The organism is Flavobacterium sp. IMCC34852 (genome assembly GCF_030643905.1).
Taxonomy (GTDB): domain Bacteria; phylum Bacteroidota; class Bacteroidia; order Flavobacteriales; family Flavobacteriaceae; genus Flavobacterium; species Flavobacterium rivulicola.
In genome coordinates this window covers 687322-709337 of record NZ_CP121446.1, presented here as the reverse complement: position 1 = coordinate 709337, position 22016 = coordinate 687322, and the positions used below count along the sequence as shown (strand labels likewise).

Below are 22016 nucleotides of genomic sequence, written 5' to 3'. Positions count from 1 at the left end.
TTACAAATTTAATTCGAATAAAATTACAAAAAATATGACCATAGTCATATAAAAAGGTGTTTTTTCCGTCCTAAATTTGTCTCGTGAAAAAGTTAGTAATCATAGTCGCAATTGTAATGTTCCTCAAACCGATACTTCCGGTGGCAGATTACATCATTAATTATGATTACATTTCAAAAGTACTTTGTGAAAACAAAGCCAAACCCGAATTACAGTGTAACGGAAAGTGTCAGTTAATGAAAGAACTCGCCAAAGCTTCCGAACAGGAAAAACCCATTTCTCCCAACAAAAAAATACAACTCCAAGAAACTGAAGTCTTGTTCTTTCAGGAAATAAAACCAATGCTTCCCGAACAATCTTATTTTCAACATAAAAATGTTATTGGCAACCACTATACCAATCTATACTTTCACTTAAACAGTGGTGCCGTTTTCCATCCGCCTACCTTTTCTTCTTAAACACTAAACTTTAATCAATCTCATCCAGGTTGACCGGACGATGCATGTCCAAAATCTATTGGAAACTGTTCCAATGAAATCCTTATGATCTAAAATGTACAAAAATGAAAACCTTATTAAAATATACGCTTGCCTTATTTTTATTGGCCTCAACCCTTATTTCTTGTTCTTCTGACGACAACAATACTACCACAGATGAATTAGCCAATCTTACTAAATTCAAAGAAATTACTAACGACACGCATACCATCGAATTGTATTCGCCCATCGGAAGTTTGGAACAAGGTTATAACGAAATCTCCATCCGAATCAAAGACAACATTACCGATGAGTATGTTACCAATGCAGAAGTGACTTGGACACCCATCATGCACATGGCGATGATGAACCATTCTTGTCCAAAATCAACTGTGGAAAAAGCAACCCCTAACGGAACTTTATACGAAGGGTACATTGTCTTCCAAATGGCTCAAAATGCAACCGAATATTGGGATTTAAAAGTCGATTATACCCTCAACGGAACAGCCTATTCCGCCACTTCTGTGATTGATGTTCCCGCTTCAGCCAAAAGAAGAGTGAATACTTTTACCGGTACCGATGGTGCCAAATACATCGTAGCTTACGCCGAACCGCATCACCCAAAAGTAGCGATTAACGATATCGTTTTGGGCGTTTGGAAAATGCAAGACATGATGAACTTTCCGGTGGTTGACGGTTACACCGTAAAAATCGACCCGAGAATGCCAAGCATGGGCAACCACAGTTCTCCCAATAATGTTGATGCTACGCAAAAAGCAAACGGCGGCTTATACGAAGGAAAACTATCCCTAACCATGACCGGTTATTGGAAAATCAACCTACAATTGTTGAATGCCGAAGCCACTGTTTTAAAAGGCGAAGCCATTACCGACACCGTGTTGGAAAGCAGCATTTTCTTCGAACTCGAATTCTAAATCCACTTCAAAAAGGTCTTGCTTTAAGACTGGTGAGACCTTTTTAAATCTGACTGTGATGAAAAATACAATCCTGTTGCTATTGTTCAGTAGCTTCTTTTCGTATGCCCAAGAAGTAAAAGATTCTTTGGTGCCCAAAGATTTAAAAGAAGTCATTGTCATTGGCAAAAAAACACAAATCCACGAAAAACTAACCAAATCTCTAGCTTCCATCGATGAGTTTCTCGACAAAGGAAGCAAAGTCGATTTGGTCAAACGTGGCGCTTACGCATGGGAACCCATACTCAACAGCATGGCGACCGAAAGAACCTTAATCACCATCGACGGTATGCGCATCTTTGGTGCTTGTACCGATAAAATGGACCCGATTACTTCCTATATCGAAGTGTCTAATCTTTCGGAAGCCACAGTCAATTCAGGCCAACAAGGCAGTTGCTTTGGGTCCACCATTGGCGGCGCGATTGATTTGAAACGCACGCAAAGCAAATTCGGCCAACCTCTTTGGAGCTTTGGTCTCAACACCGGTTTTGAATCCAACAACCGCCAAAAAATAATTGGTTCGTCAATCAATTATGCAGACAGCACTTATTACATTGATACCGATGTGATGTTTCGCGAAGCCGATAATTATGCCGCCGGAAATGACAAAGAAATCCTTTATTCCCAATTCCGAAAACTCAATTTCTCCGCCACTTCGGGTTTTAAATTCAGCCAAAATAAACTCCTCGAAGCTTCCGTGATTTACGATAAAGCTACTGATGTGGGTTATCCGGCTTTGCCTATGGACGTGTCTTTGGCGAAAGCCTTAATCACTTCAGTCAAATATGTAGTGCTCCCAAAATCGCCTTGGCTAAAAGACTGGGAAACCAAAATCTATTTCAACACCATCACCCACCGTATGGATGACACGACTCGTCCATCGGTTCCGATTCACATGGACATGCCGGGTTGGAGCAAAACTTTCGGACTGTATTCTAAAATCAGCGGCGTGAAAAACAACCACCATTTTTTGGCGAATCTGAATTCGTTTTACAACCAATCCGTAGCTGAAATGACCATGTATCCGAACAATCCGGATGAAAACAGCATGTTCATGTACACTTGGCCCGATGTCCGCACTTTCTACACCGGTTGGTTTGTAGAAGACCATTGGGTATTCAATTGCCATTCGGGGTTGAAAATGTCGGTGTCCTTCGGCAATCATACCAATAAGGTGGCGAGTGATTTCGGCCTGCAAAGTCTGCAGATTTTTTACCCCGAAATGCAAGCCCAAAAATCGCGTTTCCTAAAAAGTCTGGCGGCCAATTACAACTTCACCAAAAACGGTTGGGAATACGGCTTGGGGTTAGGTTATGGCGAAAGAGCACCATCAGTGTCTGAAGGATATGGTTTCTATCTGTTCAACAGCTCCGACCGTTTTGACTATGTGGGCAACCCGAATTTAAAAAATGAAAAATCTTGGGAAAGCAATGCATTCATTGGGTACAAAAAAGAACAAATCAAGGCCAAAATCACAGCCTCTTATTTCCACATCAACAATTATATCATTGGCACCCCTGTGGAATCATTAGTACCAATGACCATTGGAGCCAATGGGGTGAAATTGTACACAGCTTTGAATTATGCGACGATTTTTAATGTCGATTTTAATTCGGAATGGACCCTAAACCAACACTGGAAATGGAATATAAACTTGTTGTACAGTTTGGGAAAAGACAGCAACCACGATAATTTACCACTCATCAACCCGTTGAGTTACCGAACCGCTTTGACTTTTACCCAAAACCGTTTCAATGCCAATTTAGAAGGCGTGGGCCATGCGACTCAAACCCGATTTGGCTCAGCCTATGGAGAAACCAAAACACCCGATTTTGCTTTACTCAACGCTAATTTCGGTTATAAATTTGTATTGCCGGGAAGTCTGCTATATACCAAGTTGGGGATTGAAAACCTGCTGGATGCCTTCTACACCACCTATGCCGATTGGAACAAAATCCCACGCATGGGAAGAAATATTTTCCTCAACCTCAACTACAGCTTTTAACACCATAACCTAATATTTTTAATTACTTTAGCGTCCTAATCATCAAACTAAAATTATGAGGAATGCAAAAATCACTTTGCTACTGGCTTCTGTCTTACTAACAGCTTGTAGCCAAAAAGAACTCACTTCGGGTATCACTAAAAAAAATATGGATACGCTGGTAAAACCCGGCGATAACTTTGCCGCTTATGTCAACGGCGCTTGGATGAAAACCGCCAAGATTCCGGCAGACAAAGCCTCTTATGGGGCTTTTGATATGCTGTACGACCAATCGCAAAAAGACGTCAAAGCCATCATCGAAGAAGCCGCCAAAGGCAGTAATGCCGAAGGTTCCGACGAACAAAAAATAGGTGACTACTACGCTTCGTTTATGGACCGAAAAGGTCGTGATGCCAAAGGCGTAGCGCCTATCCAACCGGAATTAAACGCTATCGATGCCATTGCTTCTTACGATGACTTGGCCGCCTATTTCGGAAAAGCCAACCGAAAAGGCGTGGCTATTCCGTTTAATGTTTCGGTCTATACCGACTTTAAAGATCCTACAAAATACACTTTAATCACTTGGCAAGGTGGTTTAGGTATGCCGGAAAGAGAATACTATTTGGCTACCGATGCCAAGATGACCGACATCCGCAAAAAATATGTAGCACACATTGAAAAGATGTTCCAATTGGCCAACCTGCCTAATGGGGCTCAAAGTGCTGCCACCATCATGGCTTTGGAAACCACTTTGGCTTCTAACCACATGAAAAAAGAAGACACGCGCGACATTGTAAAATTGTACAATGCTTACGCCGTAAAAGATTTAAAAACCCTAATGCCCGATTTCAACTGGAATGCCATGTTAAAAAATGCGGGGGTTGACCAAGAGAAAAAACTAGTAGTGACTCAGGTAGAATACACCAAAAGCCTGAACAACATCATCAAAAGCACCCCAATTGACACTTGGAAAACCTATTTAAAATGGGGTGTGATTAACAAATCAGCCGGAAGTTTGACCACCGCTTTAGACAATCAAAACTTTGAATTTTACGGCAAAACCTTATACGGTACCGAGAAACAACAGGAAGATTGGAAACGCGCTGTCGAAACGGTAAACGGAGGTTTAGGAGAAATCGTGGGGAAAGTGTATGTCAAAAAACACTTTTCGCCAGAAGCCAAAGAGCGCATGACCGGTATGGTAAAAAACCTCTTGAAAGCCTATGCCGAAAGCATCAAAACCTTAGATTGGATGAGTGAAGCGACGAAGAAAGAAGCCTTGAAAAAAGTGGACAATTTTATGATTAAAATTGGCTACCCTGACAAATGGAGAGACTACTCAGCCCTTAAAATAGCCAAAAACGATTTCTACGGTAACGGTGTACGTGCCGCCGAATTTGAATACAACCGACAATTGGCCAAACTGGGCAAACCGGTAGACCGTTCCGAATGGGGAATGAACCCGCAAACGGTAAACGCGTACTACAACCCTTCGTTAAACGAGATTGTATTCCCGGCCGCGATTTTAAAACCGCCTTTCTTTGACTTGAATGCCGATGATGCCGTAAACTATGGCGGCATCGGAGCGGTAATCGGTCACGAAATAGGCCACGGTTTTGACGACCAAGGCAGTGCTTTTGACGGCAAAGGCGTGATGAAAAACTGGTGGACACCACAAGATTTAGCCGCTTTCAAAAAGAAAACGGCCGCTTTGGTTGACCAATACAGCAGCTTCAAAGCCTTCCCTGATTTGAATGTCAACGGTGCCTTTACCTTAGGGGAAAACATAGGCGACCTAGGCGGATTAAGCATTTCCATCAAAGCCTACAAAGCCAGTTTAAACGGCAAAGAAGCACCGGTAATGGATGGCTTCACCGGCATGCAACGCGTATTCCTGGGTTGGGGACAAGTATGGTTAGAAAAATCCCGTGCCGAAGCCTTGCGCAGTCAAATTGCCTCCGACCCACACTCACCAGCCTTATTCAGAGTCAACGGAACCGTGCGCAACATTCCGGAGTTCTACGAAGCGTTTAATATTAAACCAACCGATTCGTTGTACTTAGCGCCTGAAAAGCGTGTGAAGATTTGGTAAGAGATAATTTTAATAATATAGAAACCCTGACGGAGCCGTTGGGGTTTTTTGTTTTGCACATTTTGTCACCCTGAGCGCAGTCGAAGGGCAGCCGTCACTTCGAGTGTTTCTAATCGTTCGCGAACGATATGAAATTTATCGAGAAGCCTTCGCGTTGTCATTCCTATAGGCAAAACCATTGTTCATAAATTATACTACTTGTGCTAATAATTGTAGACTTATAAATCACCTCATTTTCTTAAATTAGTAATCAAAAACAAAGCTATGCAAGAACAAAAAAACAACTCAGGATTTGAATATTGGGACTTCATCGAAAAACATTATCCACTTTATGACAGCTGCGATGACGTCCTACTTAGCGATATCTTAACTCGAAAACTAAACGGTCAAGAAATCTGTAAAGAAGATGAGGAATACATTGAGGGATGGAATGTGAAAGAAGAACTTTTGAAATTGGATACGGAATTGTTTAGAAGGGCTTTGGAGAATTATTTTTACGTAAATCCGTAAAACAGTCCCAAATTTCTTTTTTAAATTTGATTTTTACTATTTTTAAATTCAGATGTGATCTCTTACCTATTGATTAATAATTTATATTTGTTGAAAATCAAATTTTAATTACCTTGAACAATAAATCAGACAACTTAACAGTAATCGATTTCTTTTGCGGTGCAGGCGGATTTTCTGAAGGTTTCAGACAAATGGGCTTTGAAATCAAATATGGTTACGACTATTGGAAACCCGCTGTTGATACATTCAATCATAATTTCAATCTAGAATGTGAGGTAAAAAATATCTTAGATTTTAAAACCTCTATTGAAGAAATTGATAACCTTCCTAATACAGATGTTATTATTGGCAGCCCTCCTTGTGTAAGTTTTTCAAGTTCTAATAAATCAGGAACGGCAGACAAATCTCTAGGGGTAGATTTAACAGAAACTTTTTTAAGAGTAGTTGCAGTGAAAAAACATCAGCCAAATTCTACATTGAAAGCTTGGTTTATGGAAAATGTGGTCAATTCAAAAAGATATTTACAAACAACATACACTTTCAAAGATTTAGGGTTAGAGGAATGGGCGAAAAAACACAAAATTGGAGCTAATAATGTAGCTATTGATTTATATGACAACACTACAATAATCAATTCAGCAGATTATGGTTCAATACAATCCAGAAAAAGAGTTATCTCTGGTGAAATAATAAAAAAGAAAAAACTTGTTATTCCTAAGCCAACGCATCAACAAAAAGAATCTCAATTAAGTTTGCCTCTTTATAATTCCATTAGCTTAATAAAAGGAAATTTTCCTTCTCCTTTTGAAAAAAAGAGTACTGCTAAAATTAAAGATATTCAATATAAAATTGAAATAGAGAAAGATAAAATTACAGACCATTTTTATGATACAGGCGTTTATGAAATTGAATGGAAATTTTCTAAATATTGGAAAACAAACCACCCATTCATGGGTAAAATGTCATTCCCAGAAAACGAAAACAAACCCAGCCGAACAATTACAGCTACTAAGATTGCCAATTCAAGAGAGTCCATAATCTATAAATCAGAAGTAAAAAGAAAAGGCGATGGAGAATTCAGACTTCCAACCGTTAGAGAAGCTGCTATCATCATGGGATTCCCAATAACTTATCAATTTATAGGAGGCGAAAATAATAAATGGAGGTTAGTTGGAAACGCTGTTTGTTGTTCTGTGAGTAGAGCTTTTGCCAAGATAGTACTTGATGAATTAAAAATAAAACATGAAGATGAATTACAAGTAGCAACAGAACCAAATTTAAAAGGGGTACTAAACCTAAATAATTATTCTTTAAAAACATTTAACAATCCTCCTATTAAAAATAAAGGGTCCCGATTTAGAAGACACCCTATTAAAGAGGGAAATCTAACCGTTACACTATCAAACTATGATATTGAAAAAGGCGGAAAGGCAACTGGAAAATGGCTAACTTCCATACAATATGGAACCGGTAAAGGCTTCCCTATACAACACATAGAAGATGGATATTATAAAACTTTAGAGTCAATTATTTCTAAATACCCATCGGGAAAACTGTTTATTAAAATTATTAATAATGGCTTTTCAGAAAAGATTGGCAATGCTACTCAACTTCAAGAAATGTATGAAGTTCAAAAATCAAATAACACAATTCTGGAACCCACTGAATTAGTGGATGAAGTAAAACGAATCATTGACAAAATTGATATCGAAGAGCCTCAGTTTATCCAAAACGGAACTATTGTTTTTGAAAGCAAAAAAATCATACCTACCAAGCAACTTTTCGCTTTATATGCGATAAATAAAATTTCTTCAACAGCAAATTCTAATTAGATTATGAATAGAGAGACAAGAATATTAAAAATCCAAGATATCGAAAAAACCGATAAGCCAATTGGAAAAATTGAAATTCCTTGGAAAGATAGATTAGAGCCAATGGATGTTTATGAAATACCTTTAAGATTCTTGGTATATAATAAATATAATGGTAGAATTTTAAGTCGAACAAAATCATATGAAAACCAACGTCAATTAATTGATGCAGAATCTACTGAAGGTAAAGAATTAATAGAAAAATTATTATGGGACTCAAAACCTTCAAAAAATAAAGAGACTCTTGAGAGTTTAAAAAAACTTAAACAAGAAAAAGTTGGAATTATAACAAAGGACGGAATCATTATTGATGGCAATAGAAGAGCTATGCTGTTGAATAAGATTGACGAAATTGATTATTTTAAAGCAGTTATACTTCCTGTTGAATATGCCGGAAATCCTATTGAAATTGAAAAATTTGAAACTAAGTATCAATTAGGCGAGGAAAGAAAGTTGGATTATAATCCAATTGAAATTTATTTAAAAATTCAACGCCTATACCAACAATTAAGTGAAAGTAATTATCCTAACGAAGGAGACAAAAAAAAAGGAGTTAGAGTTGACAAAAAAGCTATTGATTTAATTTATAATTGGATTGGAAATTATAAAAACATAAATAGTGCAAATGACATTGAGTATAGTCTTCAAGTCATGAATCTAATGGATGAGTATTTAGAATATCAAGATTATAATGGTATATATACTGCATTAGATGAAAGAGAAGAGCAATTCAGAGGTTTGACAAATTGGTTGAATACATTTTATGGTGAGACTTCTGCAAAAGCATTTGATGGTTATAAAAATAGCGATGTAGATGAATTGAAGTCGGTTGCTTTTGATTTAATCCGAATGAAATTTAAAAATGAGAAATTTAGGTATCTTGCTCAAGGTCAAAAACAAAATCATTTTTTTGGTACTCGTGAAATTTGGTCAAGTTTCTTAAGTAACCATGAAAAGATAATTTCAAGCTTCAAAGAAGAACAAATAGATTTTAATATTAATAATTTAGAAGCTCATTTAAACAGTCGTGACACTAATCTTAAAAATAATATTGGTGACTTAATTGATGAGAATGTTGATATTCATTATCAGAAATTAAGGAATAAACAATCACAAGATGAGCCGGTTAAGCTTTTAAACAAAGCAATTGACAGTCTAGAGTCAATTAATATTAATAGTAAAAATTTCTCAAAACCAGACTCTTTGGCACTTACAGAAAAGTTGGCTGACTTAGTTAATAATACTCTCCAAAAAAAATCTCCAAAAAGATTATTATCTCACATTGTAAAATTATTGGAAGAAATTGACACAGAGAAGATTCCTGAACAAGAAAAAGAGGGAGCTAAATTATTAACAAAAACCATCCAAAGTTTGGGATATCAAATTCATAAAAATCTATAGTGATAAAATTAAGCATTGATATAACTTCTAATAATGGTTCAGAATATTTTAATATCTCTGGAGAAATACAAGATATACGCAATAATAAAAGAATTTTAATATCTTTAAAAAGGTTAGGTTATATTGATAAAGAAGAATCAATTTTAATTCCTTTCAGATTAGAAGATCAAATTAGTACTCTTCAAGAGATTCAAGATTTATTCCAAAAATATGATTTTGAATTTGATTACTCTCGAAACATAGAAGATGATATCCAGAATTTTCATAGAGAAGAATTAAATTTTGAAAACTTTTCACTGAAAGCATATTCTATAAGAAATGATGAGTTTAAAAAACATCCTGAATTAGTTAGTGAATTTGATAATTTCCAGAAAATATTACAAGAAGAACTAAAAAGAACGCTATATCCACTTCAATTACTATCTGCTTTTCATTTAGCTTTTTCTCAAAACGCATGCAATTTTGCAGTCCCTGGTGCTGGCAAAACTTCAATCGTTTACGGTGCTTATGCTTATTTAAAAAGCTTACCAAAAAATGACCCAAAACACGTCGACAGATTAATTGTCATAGGTCCAATATCTTCATTTGCTCCTTGGGAAAATGAATATGCTGAGTGCTTCGGAAAAAAAATTAATTCTCAAAGATTATCGGGTGATATAAACATTTCTAAAAAGGAAAAATTAGAATACTTTTATTCATCCAATCCGGCTGAAGTAGGATTAATTTTTCATGGCGGGGTAAGTTCGTTTCAAAATGAAATTATTGATTTCTTGAAAAAGCATAAAACAATGGTAGTGGTTGATGAAGCCCATCGAATTAAAAACCCTAATAGAATATGGGGTTCAAGTGTTACTGAAATTTCTAAAGAAGCAACTGCAAGAGTGATTTTAACTGGTACTCCTTTACCCAATGGATATGAGGACATTTACAATCTATACAAGTTTATCTATCCATTTAAATATAAAGAAATATTAGGGTATCATTATCAAAATTTACAAGATTTAACTTTAAATAATGAACCAGATAGTGATAGAGTAAATATACTTAAAGAAAACATTTCTCCTTTTTTTATTCGAATAAAAAAGAAAGATTTAAATCTTCCTAAAATAAATGAAAAGATAGTTTATGTTGATATGGAATCATATCAACAAGAAATTTATAATTTTATAGAAGATGAATATCTTCCGTCTTTAAGAAATAATCCTTCAGGAAGTGTTAAAGATGTGCTTAACAGAGCCAAATTAATAAGACTCAGACAAGCTTCAACCAATCCATCACTTTTAGCAAAAACACTAAAAAATTCACTTGAACAAGGAAATGAAGAATGGGACGCCGACCCAAACATTCAATTTTTAACATTAAGTGATGAATTTATTGATGACTCAGAGTTCTTCAATAAAATATGCAACTATTCAAAATTTGAAATTCCAGTAAAATTTACCGAAATCTTCAAAATCATTAAAAATGAAATATTTCCAAAAAATGGTAAAGTGATAATTTGGACTATTTTTATACAAAACGCAAAAGAGTTGCAGTCATTTTTAATTAAGAATGAAATTAAAAGTAAACTTCTAATTGGAGAAATCCCTCAAGAAGAAAGAGAAACAACCATAAAACTATTTAATGACTCAACAAATTTTGATTTTTCAGTAATTATTGCCAACCCATTTTCAGTAGCTGAATCAATATCATTACACAAAGGGTGTCATAATGCAATCTACCTTGAGCGTGATTATAATGCTTCAAATTTCATTCAATCTAAAGATAGAATTCATCGTGTGGGCTTACCCGAAAATACAATTACTAATTACTACTACATAGTCTCCAAGAACTCTATTGACACGGTAATTAATAATAGACTTAATGAAAAAGTCAAACGAATGGAAAAAATTATAGATGATGAAATCCCTCTATTCTCTAGAATTGATAATAACGATGAAACCGACATTATAGTTGACTTGCTAAAAAATTATGCTGAAAGATCTAAGAAAATATAATAATCTTGGAACACCATCATATTATTATTACTTACTTGATACAATAAAAAAGAGTAATAATTTTGATTGGAAAATTAATGATATACGTCAACTGACATATAACAAAATGTTTGATAATCGTTCCATTTTCGATGGTTGTATTCCTTTAGCATTACATATTGAAATTTTGATTTTAAAAAATGATTTTGTTAGCGTTAATGATAAAATTTTAGACTCATTAAATAGCCATAAGCAAATGATTGATAAATTCAATGAATTTCTCTTTTTAACTCTAAAAAATGATGAAGAATTATTTAATATTTTTAATTCCGAACATCTCAATTATGACATTATATACAAGTCTCTTCAAATAAGTAATTCAGCATTTGGATTTAAATTCTCAAGTTTTAAACAGCTTCTCTTAGATTTTGAAATTATCCAAAGACATCCAACTTTAGAATTAAATACTTATATCGTAAACAATAGATATAAAAAATTATTTGATAAAACTGTTTTACCTGAAATAAGGAAAAGAAAAATAGGAGTTGATGCACTGGAAAAACAAATGCAACAACAACAAATCTATGGAGAAGAGGCTGAATTATATGTGCTAAACTTTGAAAAAAAGCGATTAAACAACAAAGAAGTTAATTGGATTGCAGAATATGTTGCTAATGAAGGCTACGATATTGCTTCATTTAATAATCATTATGATACAGAATATAATAGATTCATTGAGGTAAAATCATATCAAGGGAAAACACCATATTTTTACTGGTCAAGAAACGAATTTCAAGTTGCTAAATATAAGCATGAGAATTACTGGATTTATTTGGTAAATAGAGATTCAATAAATGATAAAAACTATATACCAGTCATGATTCAGAACCCATTTACTAATATCCTTGACAGTGATAAATGGACTAAAGAAACTGATAAACTGAAAATTACAGCTAATTTTAACATATAAGTATTGTTAAAACCTAATAAGTTTAATTTATGATTTGGTTAGAACTCCGTGCAAATAACACAATATTCGATAAAGGTTGGAACTTTAAAGAAAGTGTTTGGGCGCCAACCAAAAAAGCTGATGGTGCTAATTGGCCTTTTTGGAACTTAGTTAATGATGTAACTAAAGGTGATTTAATATTCCATATTAAAGAAAATAATGGGATTAAATATTTTGTTGGATACTCAATTGCTGCTACTGATGGTTATTTGACAAAATTCACTTCAAGTAAAAATCATATTTGGAGTTATACAGATGAATTTTACAAAGTAGATCTTTCTGATTTTGAAGAGTTAAATCCAATTATTCCATTAAATGACTTTTTCACAAATTATAATCAAGAATTAAGAAATTATTTTTTAGAAAATAAAAAGCTATCAAAGGCTCAAAAAAAGAGATTATTTTATGTCATACAAAGAGACAAGCTTCAATGTTTGAATGGAGCTTATTTCTCTGAATTTGATAGTTTTTTAGCTTCTAAAATTTCAGATGAATTATTAGAAGTTAGGAAAACAATAAAAAATACAGCAAAAACAGATGTTGTTGTTAAAGAATTAGAACAAAGAATAGGTCACCAAGAGTTTTCAGAAAATGTCAAAAGCAATTTTAATTATAAATGTTGTTACCCAGGATGTAATGTTGAGGGCAAAGGATTTTTAATTAGTGGGCATATTACGAGATGGGCTGACAATAAAGATTTAAGAGGTAATACCGATAATGGATTATGTCTTTGCTTAATGCACGACAAAGCATTTGAAAAAGGTTTTTTTACTTTAGATAATAATTATAAAGTAATTCTAATTAGAAATAAGTTTGAAAATAAGAAGTGGCTCCTTGATTATTTAGAACAAGGAGAAAATATTGAAATTAAAACTCGTCAAATAAACCCTTCTCTTGAAGCTTTAAAAAACCATTGGATTAGAATTGGTAACAAAACTTAAATTTACCAACAGCAAGTATTAAATACCTACTTCATCCGTTAACGCGGATTTACAATCCAATCCCCCAAACTATCCAACCCACCAAAAATCCCTGACAATCAGTCCCATCCGTGTCATCTGTGTTCCAATTCTTCCCTAAAACAGTCAATCCTACACCGCAAACGGGACCTACATCCTTAGTTAATACTATTATCCTTTATATGCTGTGTGTATTTTGTTTTAAAACTATTTTTTCACACGAATCGGTGTGAATTCGTTTTTCAAATTACTTTTTCACACGGTACGGTGTGAATTTTGTTTTCAAATTCCTTTTTCACACAAATCAGTGTCAATTTTGTTTTCAAATTATTTTTTGACACAATAAGCGTGTCAATTTTATTTTTCATTTCATTTTTGTCACAACCTATATTATCTTTTCTACTAACTTTACCTCACTAAACCAATCCCTTACCCTATGAAATCAAAAAACTCATTTTTCAGTTTCATCCTAGTCAGCCTATTCCCTCTATTCAGCTTCTCCCAAATCACCCTCACCAATACCGCCGAAGTAACCAAAATCAAACAAGGCACTACTTACTTCGCTATGAAAGATCCGGCTTCGCCTGCGGCAGCGGGGTATGTGGCGGCTATTAAAAAAGCTTGGACACTCGGTAAAGTCGAATGCATCAAATACACCGAGGTAGAAAAAAACATCGCACCCAACAATAGCTTCGTAACCATCGGGGCCAATATGACGACTTCCAACAGCGCCTTGGCATCCACCGAAACCCGCATTTATTTAGAGCTTTGGACCACCAACGGCAAATACACCTACGACCCCAAAAAACGCCGGCACTTCAATCAGCAAGATAAAATCGTAGTGGCTACCGTAGAACTCTTCGCCGATTTCTTCGCCCAAAACAACCCAAGCGCTTTATACAAAATGGACTATGATGCGGCCGGTCATTTCAAAAACTGGGGTACCGGGGTGTTGAGCAATTATATACAACAGCTTTGTACTTTATTAGAAAAAGGAACCGAGTGTGCCGCGAAAACCGAAATCGCCAACACTGGTGAGCTACAAAAACTGGCTTCGGCAACACTATTCATCCCCGATTATGTGATGATTAAGTTCCCCAAAAACGCCGACGACGAAAGCAAAAAGTACACCGACAAAGAAATCTTCGACGACTTTACCCAAGCCTATAAAGTCTTGCCCACAGCAGAACTCAACGATAAAATCCTAACCAACGCCACGCCGTTCTATTACTTACTATTCATCAAAACACCCACCGAGAAATTTGTAACGGTAACCAACTCCCAAACCGGGGAAATCATTTACTCAGCCTATACCGGCTCAGCCACCAATTTCAAATCAAGTGATTTAAAAGAATTACAAAAAGCCACACTGAAAAAGTAAGAACCGTCAGTTCGAGTGTTTTTAGCTTTGCAATAAATGTAGCCTATCAAAAGGTCGTCAGTTCGAGTGTTTTGTTGCGCTTCCGGATAATCCCGATTAATCTAGCGACTCAAAGTGGCGAAACAAAATGTATCGAGAACCCTTACACTTAACAACGGTTCTCGATACTCGCCTTGCAGGCGAACTCGAACTGACGACTGCTCTATGAATGCAACAAAAGGGGTTTGTGGCTTTTGTTTTATAACCTAACTTATGCTTTTCTCAAAAACAAAGTGGTTATTTTCCAAATCCTCAAAAACAATTCAATTTCATTAAAATTTACACAAAAATTAATTTACACCCCCTCAATTTTGTAATTTGTAATTCATAATTCGTAATTATTTATAACTTTGCCTATGTAAATTTAGGGGTAGTTATAAAAATTGTTATTTATGAAAATCGAAAAACGTTGGATAGTTTCTTTTCTCATCATTACTTTAGTCGCCATCTCAGGCTTATTTTGGCCCGAAAAACTAGCCGAAAACAACGACGCATTCAATGCCGTTGACACCATCAGCTTTGCCGATGTGGCTTGGTTACTTACCGCTTCTTGTTTGGTTTTATTAATGACGCCTGGCTTAGCATTTTTTTACGGCGGTATGGTCGGGAAAAAGAATGTCATTTCCACCATGCTCAAAAGTTTTATCTGTTTGGGTGTAATCAGTTTGCTTTGGGTTACGGTTGGTTTTTCGCTTTCTTTTGGCGCCCCGATTGGCCCAACCATCAACGGCGTTCACTATGGCATCATTGGCAACCCATTTGATTTTGCTTTCTTTAGCTATGTCGAAATGCACCCGCACAAAACCATGGCTTCTTCGATACCTTTTATTTTGTTTGCTTTGTTCCAAATGAAATTTGCTGTCATAACACCGGCCATCATCACCGGCGCCCTCGCGGAACGCATCCGTTTCATCTCCTTTTTGCTCTTTATTTGTTTGTTTACCCTTTGTATCTATACGCCTTTATGCCACATGATTTGGCACCCAAACGGTCTCTTGGGAAGCTTTTTCGGCGTAAAGGACTTTGCAGGTGGAACAGTCGTTCACATGAGTGCGGGTTTTGCAGCTTTGGCTGGTGTTTTAGTTTTAGGCAAAAGAAAAAACAGCGAGCACATTCCCACCAACATTCCGTTTGTCTTATTAGGCACAGGAATGCTGTGGTTCGGTTGGTTCGGCTTTAATGCCGGTTCGGCTTTGGCGGCTAATGCTACAGCGGCCATGGCTTTTGCCACTACCACAATTTGTTCGGCTTCCGCTATGTTATCGTGGGTATTCTTTGATCGAATGAACGGACGTAAAGTATCAGCCCTCGGTGCTTGTATCGGCGCTGTGGTTGGATTGGTAGTCATTACACCTTCGGCAGGTTATGTAACCATTCCGCAAAGTATTTTCTTCGGTTTCATCGGCGCCATAGTCTCCAACAAAATGGTCTACTGGAAAAAGTTAAAACAAATAGACGACACTTTAGACGTATTCGCTTGTCACGGCGTAGGCGGCATTATGGGAATGATCCTAACGGCCATCTTTGCCAAAGGAGAAAACGCAAGCTTGTTATACGGCGGCTGGAACATCTTCGGGCATCACATGTTGGCTTTGGTTTTGGTTTCGGTATTTACCTTTGGTGGTGCTTATTTGTTGTTCAAACTAACCAATATCATCATCCCAATACGCGTTTCAGAAGAATCAGAAAATATGGGCTTAGACTTATCCCAACACGGCGAGGCTTTTTAAACAAACTTCAGAAGCCCTTCGACAAGCTTAGGTTGACAACAGTATAATCAATTGGTTTTTGTTGAATAAAGTAAATCTTCTGTAAAAACTAAAAACAATACAAACGCAAGCTGTCACCCTGAGCCTGTCGAAGGGCTTTTCTCTTATCCCTTTTTACTTTTCCCTAATCCCTTATTCCTCCAACAACAAATTCGCCAAAGCATTATCTCGGTCGTAAATGTCTTTATGGAAATTAATCGTTCCTTCATCGTCCACCCAAGCGGTAAAATACCCAATATAAACCGGTATTTTATTCTTCAAAGTATACCATTTTTCCTTGCCTCCGTTCATGGCAGCCTCTATCTTTTCGGGGGTCCAATTCGGGTCGTCTTGTAATATCAATTTGGCCAACTCCTTAGGCTTTTCCACCCGAATACAACCATGACTAAACGCTCTTTTCTCCTGACTGAATAAACTCTTTGAAGGCGTATCATGCAAATAAATATTATTAGAATTTGGGAATAAAAACTTTACCAAGCCCAGCGAATTGTTCGGCCCCGGTTTCTGACGAATCATGCTGCCTTTCCACTCCATGTTGTGTTTGGCCAAATAGTTTTTATTCTTTTTAATCGCCGGAAGGATTTCTTTGTCGCGGATACTTTTCGGCACATTCCAATACGGACTGAATACAATATAACTCATCATTCCACTAAAAATCACCGTTTCATTGAGAGCCGTTCCCACCACCACATTAGAAATCAAGGCGGCTTTCCCTTCTTTAAAATAAGTTAGTCGATAAGACGGAATGTTAACCACAATAAACTCCTTAGCCTTGGTCAAATCAGTCGATATCCAACGACAGCGCTCCATATTCACCATAATGGTTTTGATGCGGTCACTAATCGGCACGTTCATTTCATCGATATGTTTAGTGGTGATGTTTTTATCTTCCGAAAAACCATTGCGCTTTTTGTACCTCAAAACGGCTTCTTGCAACGACTCATCATATATATTGCTTTTCGAATCCGACGCTATGTCATTGGTCAAAAACAATCGCTTTCTAATTTGTGTCACCAACTGCGAACTATCCCCCGGTTTAAGCTGCTTGAAATCAGTCGGTACCAAAATCGCTTCCCAACCACCGCTTTTTTCAATCTCACGGTATTTTTGCAAAACCGCTTTAAGCTTGTAGTACTGTCCGATTAATTGTTCTTTGTTGTCGATGAGTTTAGGGTCAATCAAAATAGAATCGAGGTATTGCCCGTAAGACAATTTCTTTCTCGGTAAGTACCAACCTAATTCTTCGGTCTTAGTGCTGTCAATCCCTTGCAGCACTTTATTGGTGTAATAGAAATAGTAATTGGTCAAAAACAACTCAACCTCAAGGTTAGGTTTGGAAGCTGTTTTTTGAAACATGCCGTCCAATATTTCTTTGTAAGGAACTTTGGCCAAAAGACCATCCTCAAACAAATTGTTCAATTTGTTGTAGATGACCTCGGCGGTTTCTTTTCGCCCTTTTTTGTCATACCAAAGGTAATTGTATTGGTTTTTTCGATACAAATCAACCGCTTGTTTTTGGTACAAAACCAACTTCGGATATTTGGCATAAAAAGTCGCAACTTGAGTACTGTCAAACGACAAAGCAATATCTTCCGAACGAAACTTACTATTCAGAGCAGTTGTTGACCCTTTTTTTGTGTCTTCTTTTTTGGCACAATACCAACCGGTCAAGGAGAAGCCCAAGACCATTATCAAAAGAATTCCTCCAAACCATTGCTTGTTTCTCATACCAACTTTGAAATTATTTTCATAAAAATACAAAAACTAATGGCTTAAAACTAACGGCAAGTATTATATTTACTTCACTAAAAAAACAACCACTAAACAACATAATATCATGAAAAAAACAGTATTCCTATTGATAGCATTAATCACAACTACCATTATAACCGCTCAAGTCAAAGCCAAAACTCCGGTAGTTGACCCTAAAGAACAAATCAACAAAACGCTCGATGCTTGGCACAAAGACGCTGCCGAAGCCAACTTTAAAAACTACTTCGACGCAATGACCGACGATTCTATTTTTATAGGAACTGATGCGACCGAACATTGGGATAAAACCGCTTTTCAAGCTTTTGCCAAACCTTATTTCGACAAAGGAAAGGCTTGGAACTTTACCTCTTTAGAGAGACATATTTACTTCAGCAGTGATAAAAAAGTCGCTTGGTTTGATGAATTACTCGATACCCAAATGAAAATCTGTCGCGGTTCGGGTGTGATGGTTTTAGTCAAAGGAAAGTGGAAAATAAAACACTATGTCCTTTCGATGACAATCCCTAACGACAATATTGACGAAGTCATTGAAGTCAAAGCACCTATCGAAGACGAACTAATCACTACGTTAAAAGACAAAAAGGAATAAACTTTTCCTCTTTTCCAAATCCATAGCCATTCTTTTCTCGTACATGAGAACAAGAACCCCAAATCTATGACTATGGACATCAATAAAAAAATCAACATGCTTTTTGGAGCCGTGGCTATGCTAACCATGGTCCTGTTAGTTTTTTTAGCCTCCTACTTAGCCCTGTTTGCTCCAGTTTAAAAAATCAGCTTGCAAACCAAGCCAAAGGCATCAACCTATACTAATACCATGTTAGTTTTGTTTTTGTTTAAAGAAAAGCGCTGCTTCTATGGTGGCGCTTTTTGATTTTAGCCCTAATTCTCCTGTCGTATTGTAGTTTTTTTGTTTTTGCAAAAACCAAAAATCATTTCCGCTCGTAAATGAGGAAAACACAAAAACAATTTACCATGAGAATTAACAAAACCGTTAAAAAAATAGTATTGAGTATACTAGGAGTAGTACTCTTGCTGTTTGGCATATTGGTTTACCATATTGCCAATGCCAGACCGGTTGGATCGGTTGAAAATGCCACCATTCAAATCAGTCGCATCGATTTTGACCAACCTTTTGATTCCCTCAGCGCTGTTGCAATCAAAAAGAACCTGCACAGCATTCCGGGTGTGAAAAGCGATATCATTGTCAAAAGAAATGTAGTGGTCTACTTCCATGACAACACCATAGCCGACTCCAAAAAAATATACGACGAATTAATGACCAAAGGCAATTACAAAGCCGAACGCTTTTTATTACCACCAAGCTTAGCCGCTAAACAAGTTTGTCCTGTCATGAAAAAAGACAGTTTCAAGTACAAGTTCAGCAAATTCATCCAAGGAATTTTTAATTAATCCTCTAAATATAACGTTATGAAAAAGTTTTCAAAATTAGCACTCAGTGCTTTAGTCTTCGGAGCAATAATCTTCACTTCTTGTAGCAGTGACGATGATTCTAATCCCCCCGCAACACCTTCTATCTATGAAAGATTAGGCGGAACAACCATGGTAGCCGACCCTGACAATCCGGGTCAAATGATTGAACAAGGTCGTTTGAGTTACCGCAAAGTAGTCAACTCCACGGTAGGTTTAATCGTGGCCGACATTCAAGCCAATGCTTCAGGAAATCTAGGCGCGCACTTTGCTCCGATTTTAGGAGAAGTGGGTGCCGGAAACACCACTAATTTAGCCATCTTGGTAGACAATCTTACCGACTTCTTCTCGTTCAACACCGGCGGAACCAATGCAGTAAATACTTATTCAGGCTTGGATATGGTAACGGCACACAATCCGGCTTTGAACCCAAGAATGGGCACGACTTCCTCTGATGCCAACTATACTAAATTTGTAGGCTATGTTGGAGCAGCAGCCCAACAAAACGGAGTAGCGGCCAACACGCAATTGTATACTGATATCGTTGCAGTTTTAGAATCTTTAAGAGATCCGATTGTTCAATAAAAATCAAATACCACTTTATCAAACAAAAAAACGCTACTCAAAAAAGTAGCGTTTTTTTATTATTTAAGATTTTCTAACATCTCAACCGTCATAGAAGCTAAGTCAAATTTGTGCTTCCAATTCCAATCCTTCTGTGCCGCACTGTCATCTATAGAAGCCGGCCAACTGTCGGCAATCTTCTGACGGAAATCGGGTTTATAAGAAATGGTAAAATCCGGAATGTGGTTTTTGATTTCGGCTGCAATTTCTTTGGGCGTAAAACTCACTCCGGCCAAGTTATAAGAAGAACGAATTTTGATGTTCTCACTCGGTGCCTGCATGATTTCTACTGTCGCGTTAATCGCATCATCCATATACATCATTGGCAGCGCTGTATCTTCCGAAAGGAAACATTCATACTTGCCGTCTTTCAAAGCTTTGTGGTAAATGTCTACCGCATAATCTGTAGTTCCTCCACCCGGTTCGGTCGACCAACTGATTAAGCCCGGATAACGAATACTTCGTACATCAACACCATAAATATTATGATAGTATTCACACCATCTTTCACCGGTTTGTTTGCTGATGCCGTATACCGTAGTCGGTTCCATAATGGTATATTGCGGTGTGTTGATTCTTGGGGTTGTGGGCCCGAAAACCGCGATACTCGAAGGCCAGAATATCTTTTTTATTTTGCCGGCTTTCGCCAAATTCAATACGTGAAATAAAGAGTTCATATTCAAATCCCAAGCAAAGGCAGGATTCTTTTCAGCCGTTGCCGATAGCAAAGCTGCCATCAAATACACATCGGTGATTTCGTATTGTTCTATTAAATGTTCAATCTGATTGTAATCTAAAGCATTGACTACTTCAAAAATGCCTTCGTTAACAATGTCAATATTCAACTTTCGGATGTCGGAAGCCACTACATTGTCAACGCCGTAAATGCTTCTTAGTTTTTTGGTTAGCTCGGTTCCGATTTGTCCGCAAGCACCAATAATTAGAATTTTTGTACTCATTTAGTTTGTGTGTTTTATTCCACTTCGTTCCATGCAGTTGCTATGTTCGAGTGTCCTGCAAAGATACAGTTTTAAGAAATGTTTCATTACCTAAAAGCGGCCTTCTTTTTTAACAAAATTATAATCCGTTTAACTACCTCATTCTGAAGTTTCCTTTTACCTTTGTACCTTTACGACTTAAATTGATTTCAATGAAAATACGTTTTTCTGTTTTGGTTTTAATGCTGCTGTGTTTGGCTTCCTGTCAGGAAGACCCAAAAATCCGTCTCTTAGAACAAGCGAAAGAAGCCAAGAAACAAGAAGTGATTTTTAACAACATCAATAGAGGTTGGAACTTCAACAGTCGTCCCGTTAATCTAACCGCGAGCTCACTGACCAACAATTGGACAGAGTGGCGCTTGTTTTTAAACGAATTAGGACAAAAACCCAAAAGCAGTATCGGTGCTTTCAAACAAAAAGCCAAAACACTTTCTAAAAAAGCGGCTGATTTAAATAACAATATCCCGGGACAATTTGCCGTTCCCGAAGTAAAAAGCCGAATTGCTGCCATTAACACTAAGATTAATTCCATCAATCTTTACATTAATTTGCAACAAATTCCCGATTCACAAATTGTAAAATTGGTACAAGAAATCAACACTGAAGTGGCTTCTTTGCAGTTCCAACTCGATGAAATCACCCGCAAAAGCAACATCAAAATTGAAGAAGGAGAAAGTGATATGTTGCGCATGTTAGACACCACGCGTGCTATTCCAAACAAACCTAAAGTTCTAAATTCCGTTAAGTAA

18 protein-coding genes are annotated in these 22016 nt (G+C 36.7%); 16 read left to right on the top strand and 2 right to left on the bottom strand.

Annotated elements, in window-relative coordinates; all coding sequences use genetic code 11:
* Nucleotides 1-83 precede the first annotated feature (83 nt).
* The 12 genes from P7V56_RS03195 to P7V56_RS03140 all read left to right on the top strand — a co-directional run bounded on the left by P7V56_RS03195 (nt 84) and on the right by P7V56_RS03140 (nt 16402).
* Complete coding sequence (locus P7V56_RS03195; RefSeq protein ID WP_317174647.1) at nt 84-458, top strand: hypothetical protein; 375 nt, start codon at nt 84-86, stop codon at nt 456-458.
* Nucleotides 459-562: 104 nt separating this feature from the next.
* Nucleotides 563-1411, top strand: coding sequence for a FixH family protein (locus P7V56_RS03190; protein WP_171221120.1), 849 nt, complete (start codon nt 563-565; stop codon nt 1409-1411).
* Nucleotides 1412-1469: 58 nt separating this feature from the next.
* The gene (locus tag P7V56_RS03185; protein ID WP_171221121.1) at nt 1470-3455 is read left to right on the top strand and encodes a TonB-copper family protein; all 1986 of its coding nucleotides are present in this window, start codon (nt 1470-1472) and stop codon (nt 3453-3455) included.
* Nucleotides 3456-3510: 55 nt separating this feature from the next.
* Nucleotides 3511-5526 (top strand): M13 family metallopeptidase, encoded by a 2016-nt coding sequence (locus P7V56_RS03180; RefSeq protein ID WP_171221122.1) that lies wholly within the window; start codon nt 3511-3513, stop codon nt 5524-5526.
* Nucleotides 5527-5790: 264 nt separating this feature from the next.
* Nucleotides 5791-6036 (top strand): hypothetical protein, encoded by a 246-nt coding sequence (locus tag P7V56_RS03175; RefSeq protein ID WP_171221123.1) that lies wholly within the window; start codon nt 5791-5793, stop codon nt 6034-6036.
* 113 nt (nt 6037-6149) lie between these two features.
* Nucleotides 6150-7868 (top strand): DNA cytosine methyltransferase, encoded by a 1719-nt coding sequence (locus P7V56_RS03170; RefSeq protein ID WP_205959304.1) that lies wholly within the window; start codon nt 6150-6152, stop codon nt 7866-7868.
* 3 nt (nt 7869-7871) lie between these two features.
* On the top strand, nt 7872-9308 hold the full coding sequence (locus tag P7V56_RS03165; protein WP_171221124.1) for a hypothetical protein: 1437 nt from the start codon (nt 7872-7874) through the stop codon (nt 9306-9308).
* On the top strand, nt 9308-11305 hold the full coding sequence (locus P7V56_RS03160; protein ID WP_171221125.1) for a DEAD/DEAH box helicase: 1998 nt from the start codon (nt 9308-9310) through the stop codon (nt 11303-11305). The genes P7V56_RS03165 and P7V56_RS03160 overlap by 1 nt, the downstream gene beginning before the upstream one ends.
* Nucleotides 11280-12254: a protein NO VEIN domain-containing protein gene (locus P7V56_RS03155; RefSeq protein WP_171221126.1), complete on the top strand. Its 975-nt coding sequence runs from the start codon at nt 11280-11282 to the stop codon at nt 12252-12254. The genes P7V56_RS03160 and P7V56_RS03155 overlap by 26 nt, the downstream gene beginning before the upstream one ends.
* A gap of 29 nt (nt 12255-12283) precedes the next feature.
* A complete protein-coding gene (locus P7V56_RS03150) occupies nt 12284-13234 on the top strand; it encodes an HNH endonuclease (RefSeq protein WP_171221127.1) in 951 nt (316 codons plus the stop codon).
* Between the two features lie 454 nt (nt 13235-13688).
* Nucleotides 13689-14633: a hypothetical protein gene (locus tag P7V56_RS03145; RefSeq protein ID WP_171221128.1), complete on the top strand. Its 945-nt coding sequence runs from the start codon at nt 13689-13691 to the stop codon at nt 14631-14633.
* 431 nt (nt 14634-15064) lie between these two features.
* Nucleotides 15065-16402, top strand: coding sequence for an ammonium transporter (locus P7V56_RS03140; RefSeq protein ID WP_171221129.1), 1338 nt, complete (start codon nt 15065-15067; stop codon nt 16400-16402).
* A gap of 171 nt (nt 16403-16573) precedes the next feature.
* Here P7V56_RS03140 and P7V56_RS03135 read toward each other — a convergent pair whose 3' ends face one another.
* Nucleotides 16574-18169, bottom strand: coding sequence for a L,D-transpeptidase family protein (locus P7V56_RS03135; RefSeq protein WP_240976555.1), 1596 nt, complete (start codon nt 18167-18169; stop codon nt 16574-16576).
* A gap of 109 nt (nt 18170-18278) precedes the next feature.
* Here P7V56_RS03135 and P7V56_RS03130 point away from each other — a divergent pair, with 109 nt between their 5' ends.
* The 3 genes from P7V56_RS03130 to P7V56_RS03120 all read left to right on the top strand — a co-directional run bounded on the left by P7V56_RS03130 (nt 18279) and on the right by P7V56_RS03120 (nt 20230).
* Nucleotides 18279-18803: a nuclear transport factor 2 family protein gene (locus tag P7V56_RS03130; protein ID WP_171221130.1), complete on the top strand. Its 525-nt coding sequence runs from the start codon at nt 18279-18281 to the stop codon at nt 18801-18803.
* Nucleotides 18804-19189: 386 nt separating this feature from the next.
* Nucleotides 19190-19627, top strand: coding sequence for a hypothetical protein (locus P7V56_RS03125; protein ID WP_171221131.1), 438 nt, complete (start codon nt 19190-19192; stop codon nt 19625-19627).
* Nucleotides 19628-19645: 18 nt separating this feature from the next.
* A complete protein-coding gene (locus P7V56_RS03120; RefSeq protein ID WP_171221132.1) occupies nt 19646-20230 on the top strand; it encodes a globin family protein in 585 nt (194 codons plus the stop codon).
* Between the two features lie 59 nt (nt 20231-20289).
* Here P7V56_RS03120 and P7V56_RS03115 read toward each other — a convergent pair whose 3' ends face one another.
* The gene (locus P7V56_RS03115) at nt 20290-21228 is read right to left on the bottom strand and encodes an L-threonine 3-dehydrogenase (protein ID WP_171221133.1); all 939 of its coding nucleotides are present in this window, start codon (nt 21226-21228) and stop codon (nt 20290-20292) included.
* A 191-nt stretch (nt 21229-21419) separates the two neighbouring features.
* On the opposite strand from P7V56_RS03115, the gene P7V56_RS03110 reads away from it, so the two are divergent.
* Nucleotides 21420-22016 carry a hypothetical protein gene (locus P7V56_RS03110; protein ID WP_171221134.1) on the top strand — a complete coding sequence of 199 codons (597 nt, stop codon included), beginning with the start codon at nt 21420-21422 and terminating at the stop codon, nt 22014-22016.

Coding starts and splice junctions, on each gene's coding strand:
- P7V56_RS03190 (WP_171221120.1), top strand. CDS start 563: ATGAAAACCTTATTAAAATATACGCTTGCCTTATTTTTATTGGCCTCA.
- P7V56_RS03185 (WP_171221121.1), top strand. CDS start 1,470: ATGAAAAATACAATCCTGTTGCTATTGTTCAGTAGCTTCTTTTCGTAT.
- P7V56_RS03180 (WP_171221122.1), top strand. CDS start 3,511: ATGAGGAATGCAAAAATCACTTTGCTACTGGCTTCTGTCTTACTAACA.
- P7V56_RS03175 (WP_171221123.1), top strand. CDS start 5,791: ATGCAAGAACAAAAAAACAACTCAGGATTTGAATATTGGGACTTCATC.
- P7V56_RS03165 (WP_171221124.1), top strand. CDS start 7,872: ATGAATAGAGAGACAAGAATATTAAAAATCCAAGATATCGAAAAAACC.
- P7V56_RS03155 (WP_171221126.1), top strand. CDS start 11,280: ATGCTGAAAGATCTAAGAAAATATAATAATCTTGGAACACCATCATAT.
- P7V56_RS03150 (WP_171221127.1), top strand. CDS start 12,284: ATGATTTGGTTAGAACTCCGTGCAAATAACACAATATTCGATAAAGGT.
- P7V56_RS03145 (WP_171221128.1), top strand. CDS start 13,689: ATGAAATCAAAAAACTCATTTTTCAGTTTCATCCTAGTCAGCCTATTC.
- P7V56_RS03140 (WP_171221129.1), top strand. CDS start 15,065: ATGAAAATCGAAAAACGTTGGATAGTTTCTTTTCTCATCATTACTTTA.
- P7V56_RS03135 (WP_240976555.1), bottom strand. CDS start 18,169: ATGAGAAACAAGCAATGGTTTGGAGGAATTCTTTTGATAATGGTCTTG.
- P7V56_RS03130 (WP_171221130.1), top strand. CDS start 18,279: ATGAAAAAAACAGTATTCCTATTGATAGCATTAATCACAACTACCATT.
- P7V56_RS03125 (WP_171221131.1), top strand. CDS start 19,190: ATGAGAATTAACAAAACCGTTAAAAAAATAGTATTGAGTATACTAGGA.
- P7V56_RS03120 (WP_171221132.1), top strand. CDS start 19,646: ATGAAAAAGTTTTCAAAATTAGCACTCAGTGCTTTAGTCTTCGGAGCA.
- P7V56_RS03115 (WP_171221133.1), bottom strand. CDS start 21,228: ATGAGTACAAAAATTCTAATTATTGGTGCTTGCGGACAAATCGGAACC.
- P7V56_RS03110 (WP_171221134.1), top strand. CDS start 21,420: ATGAAAATACGTTTTTCTGTTTTGGTTTTAATGCTGCTGTGTTTGGCT.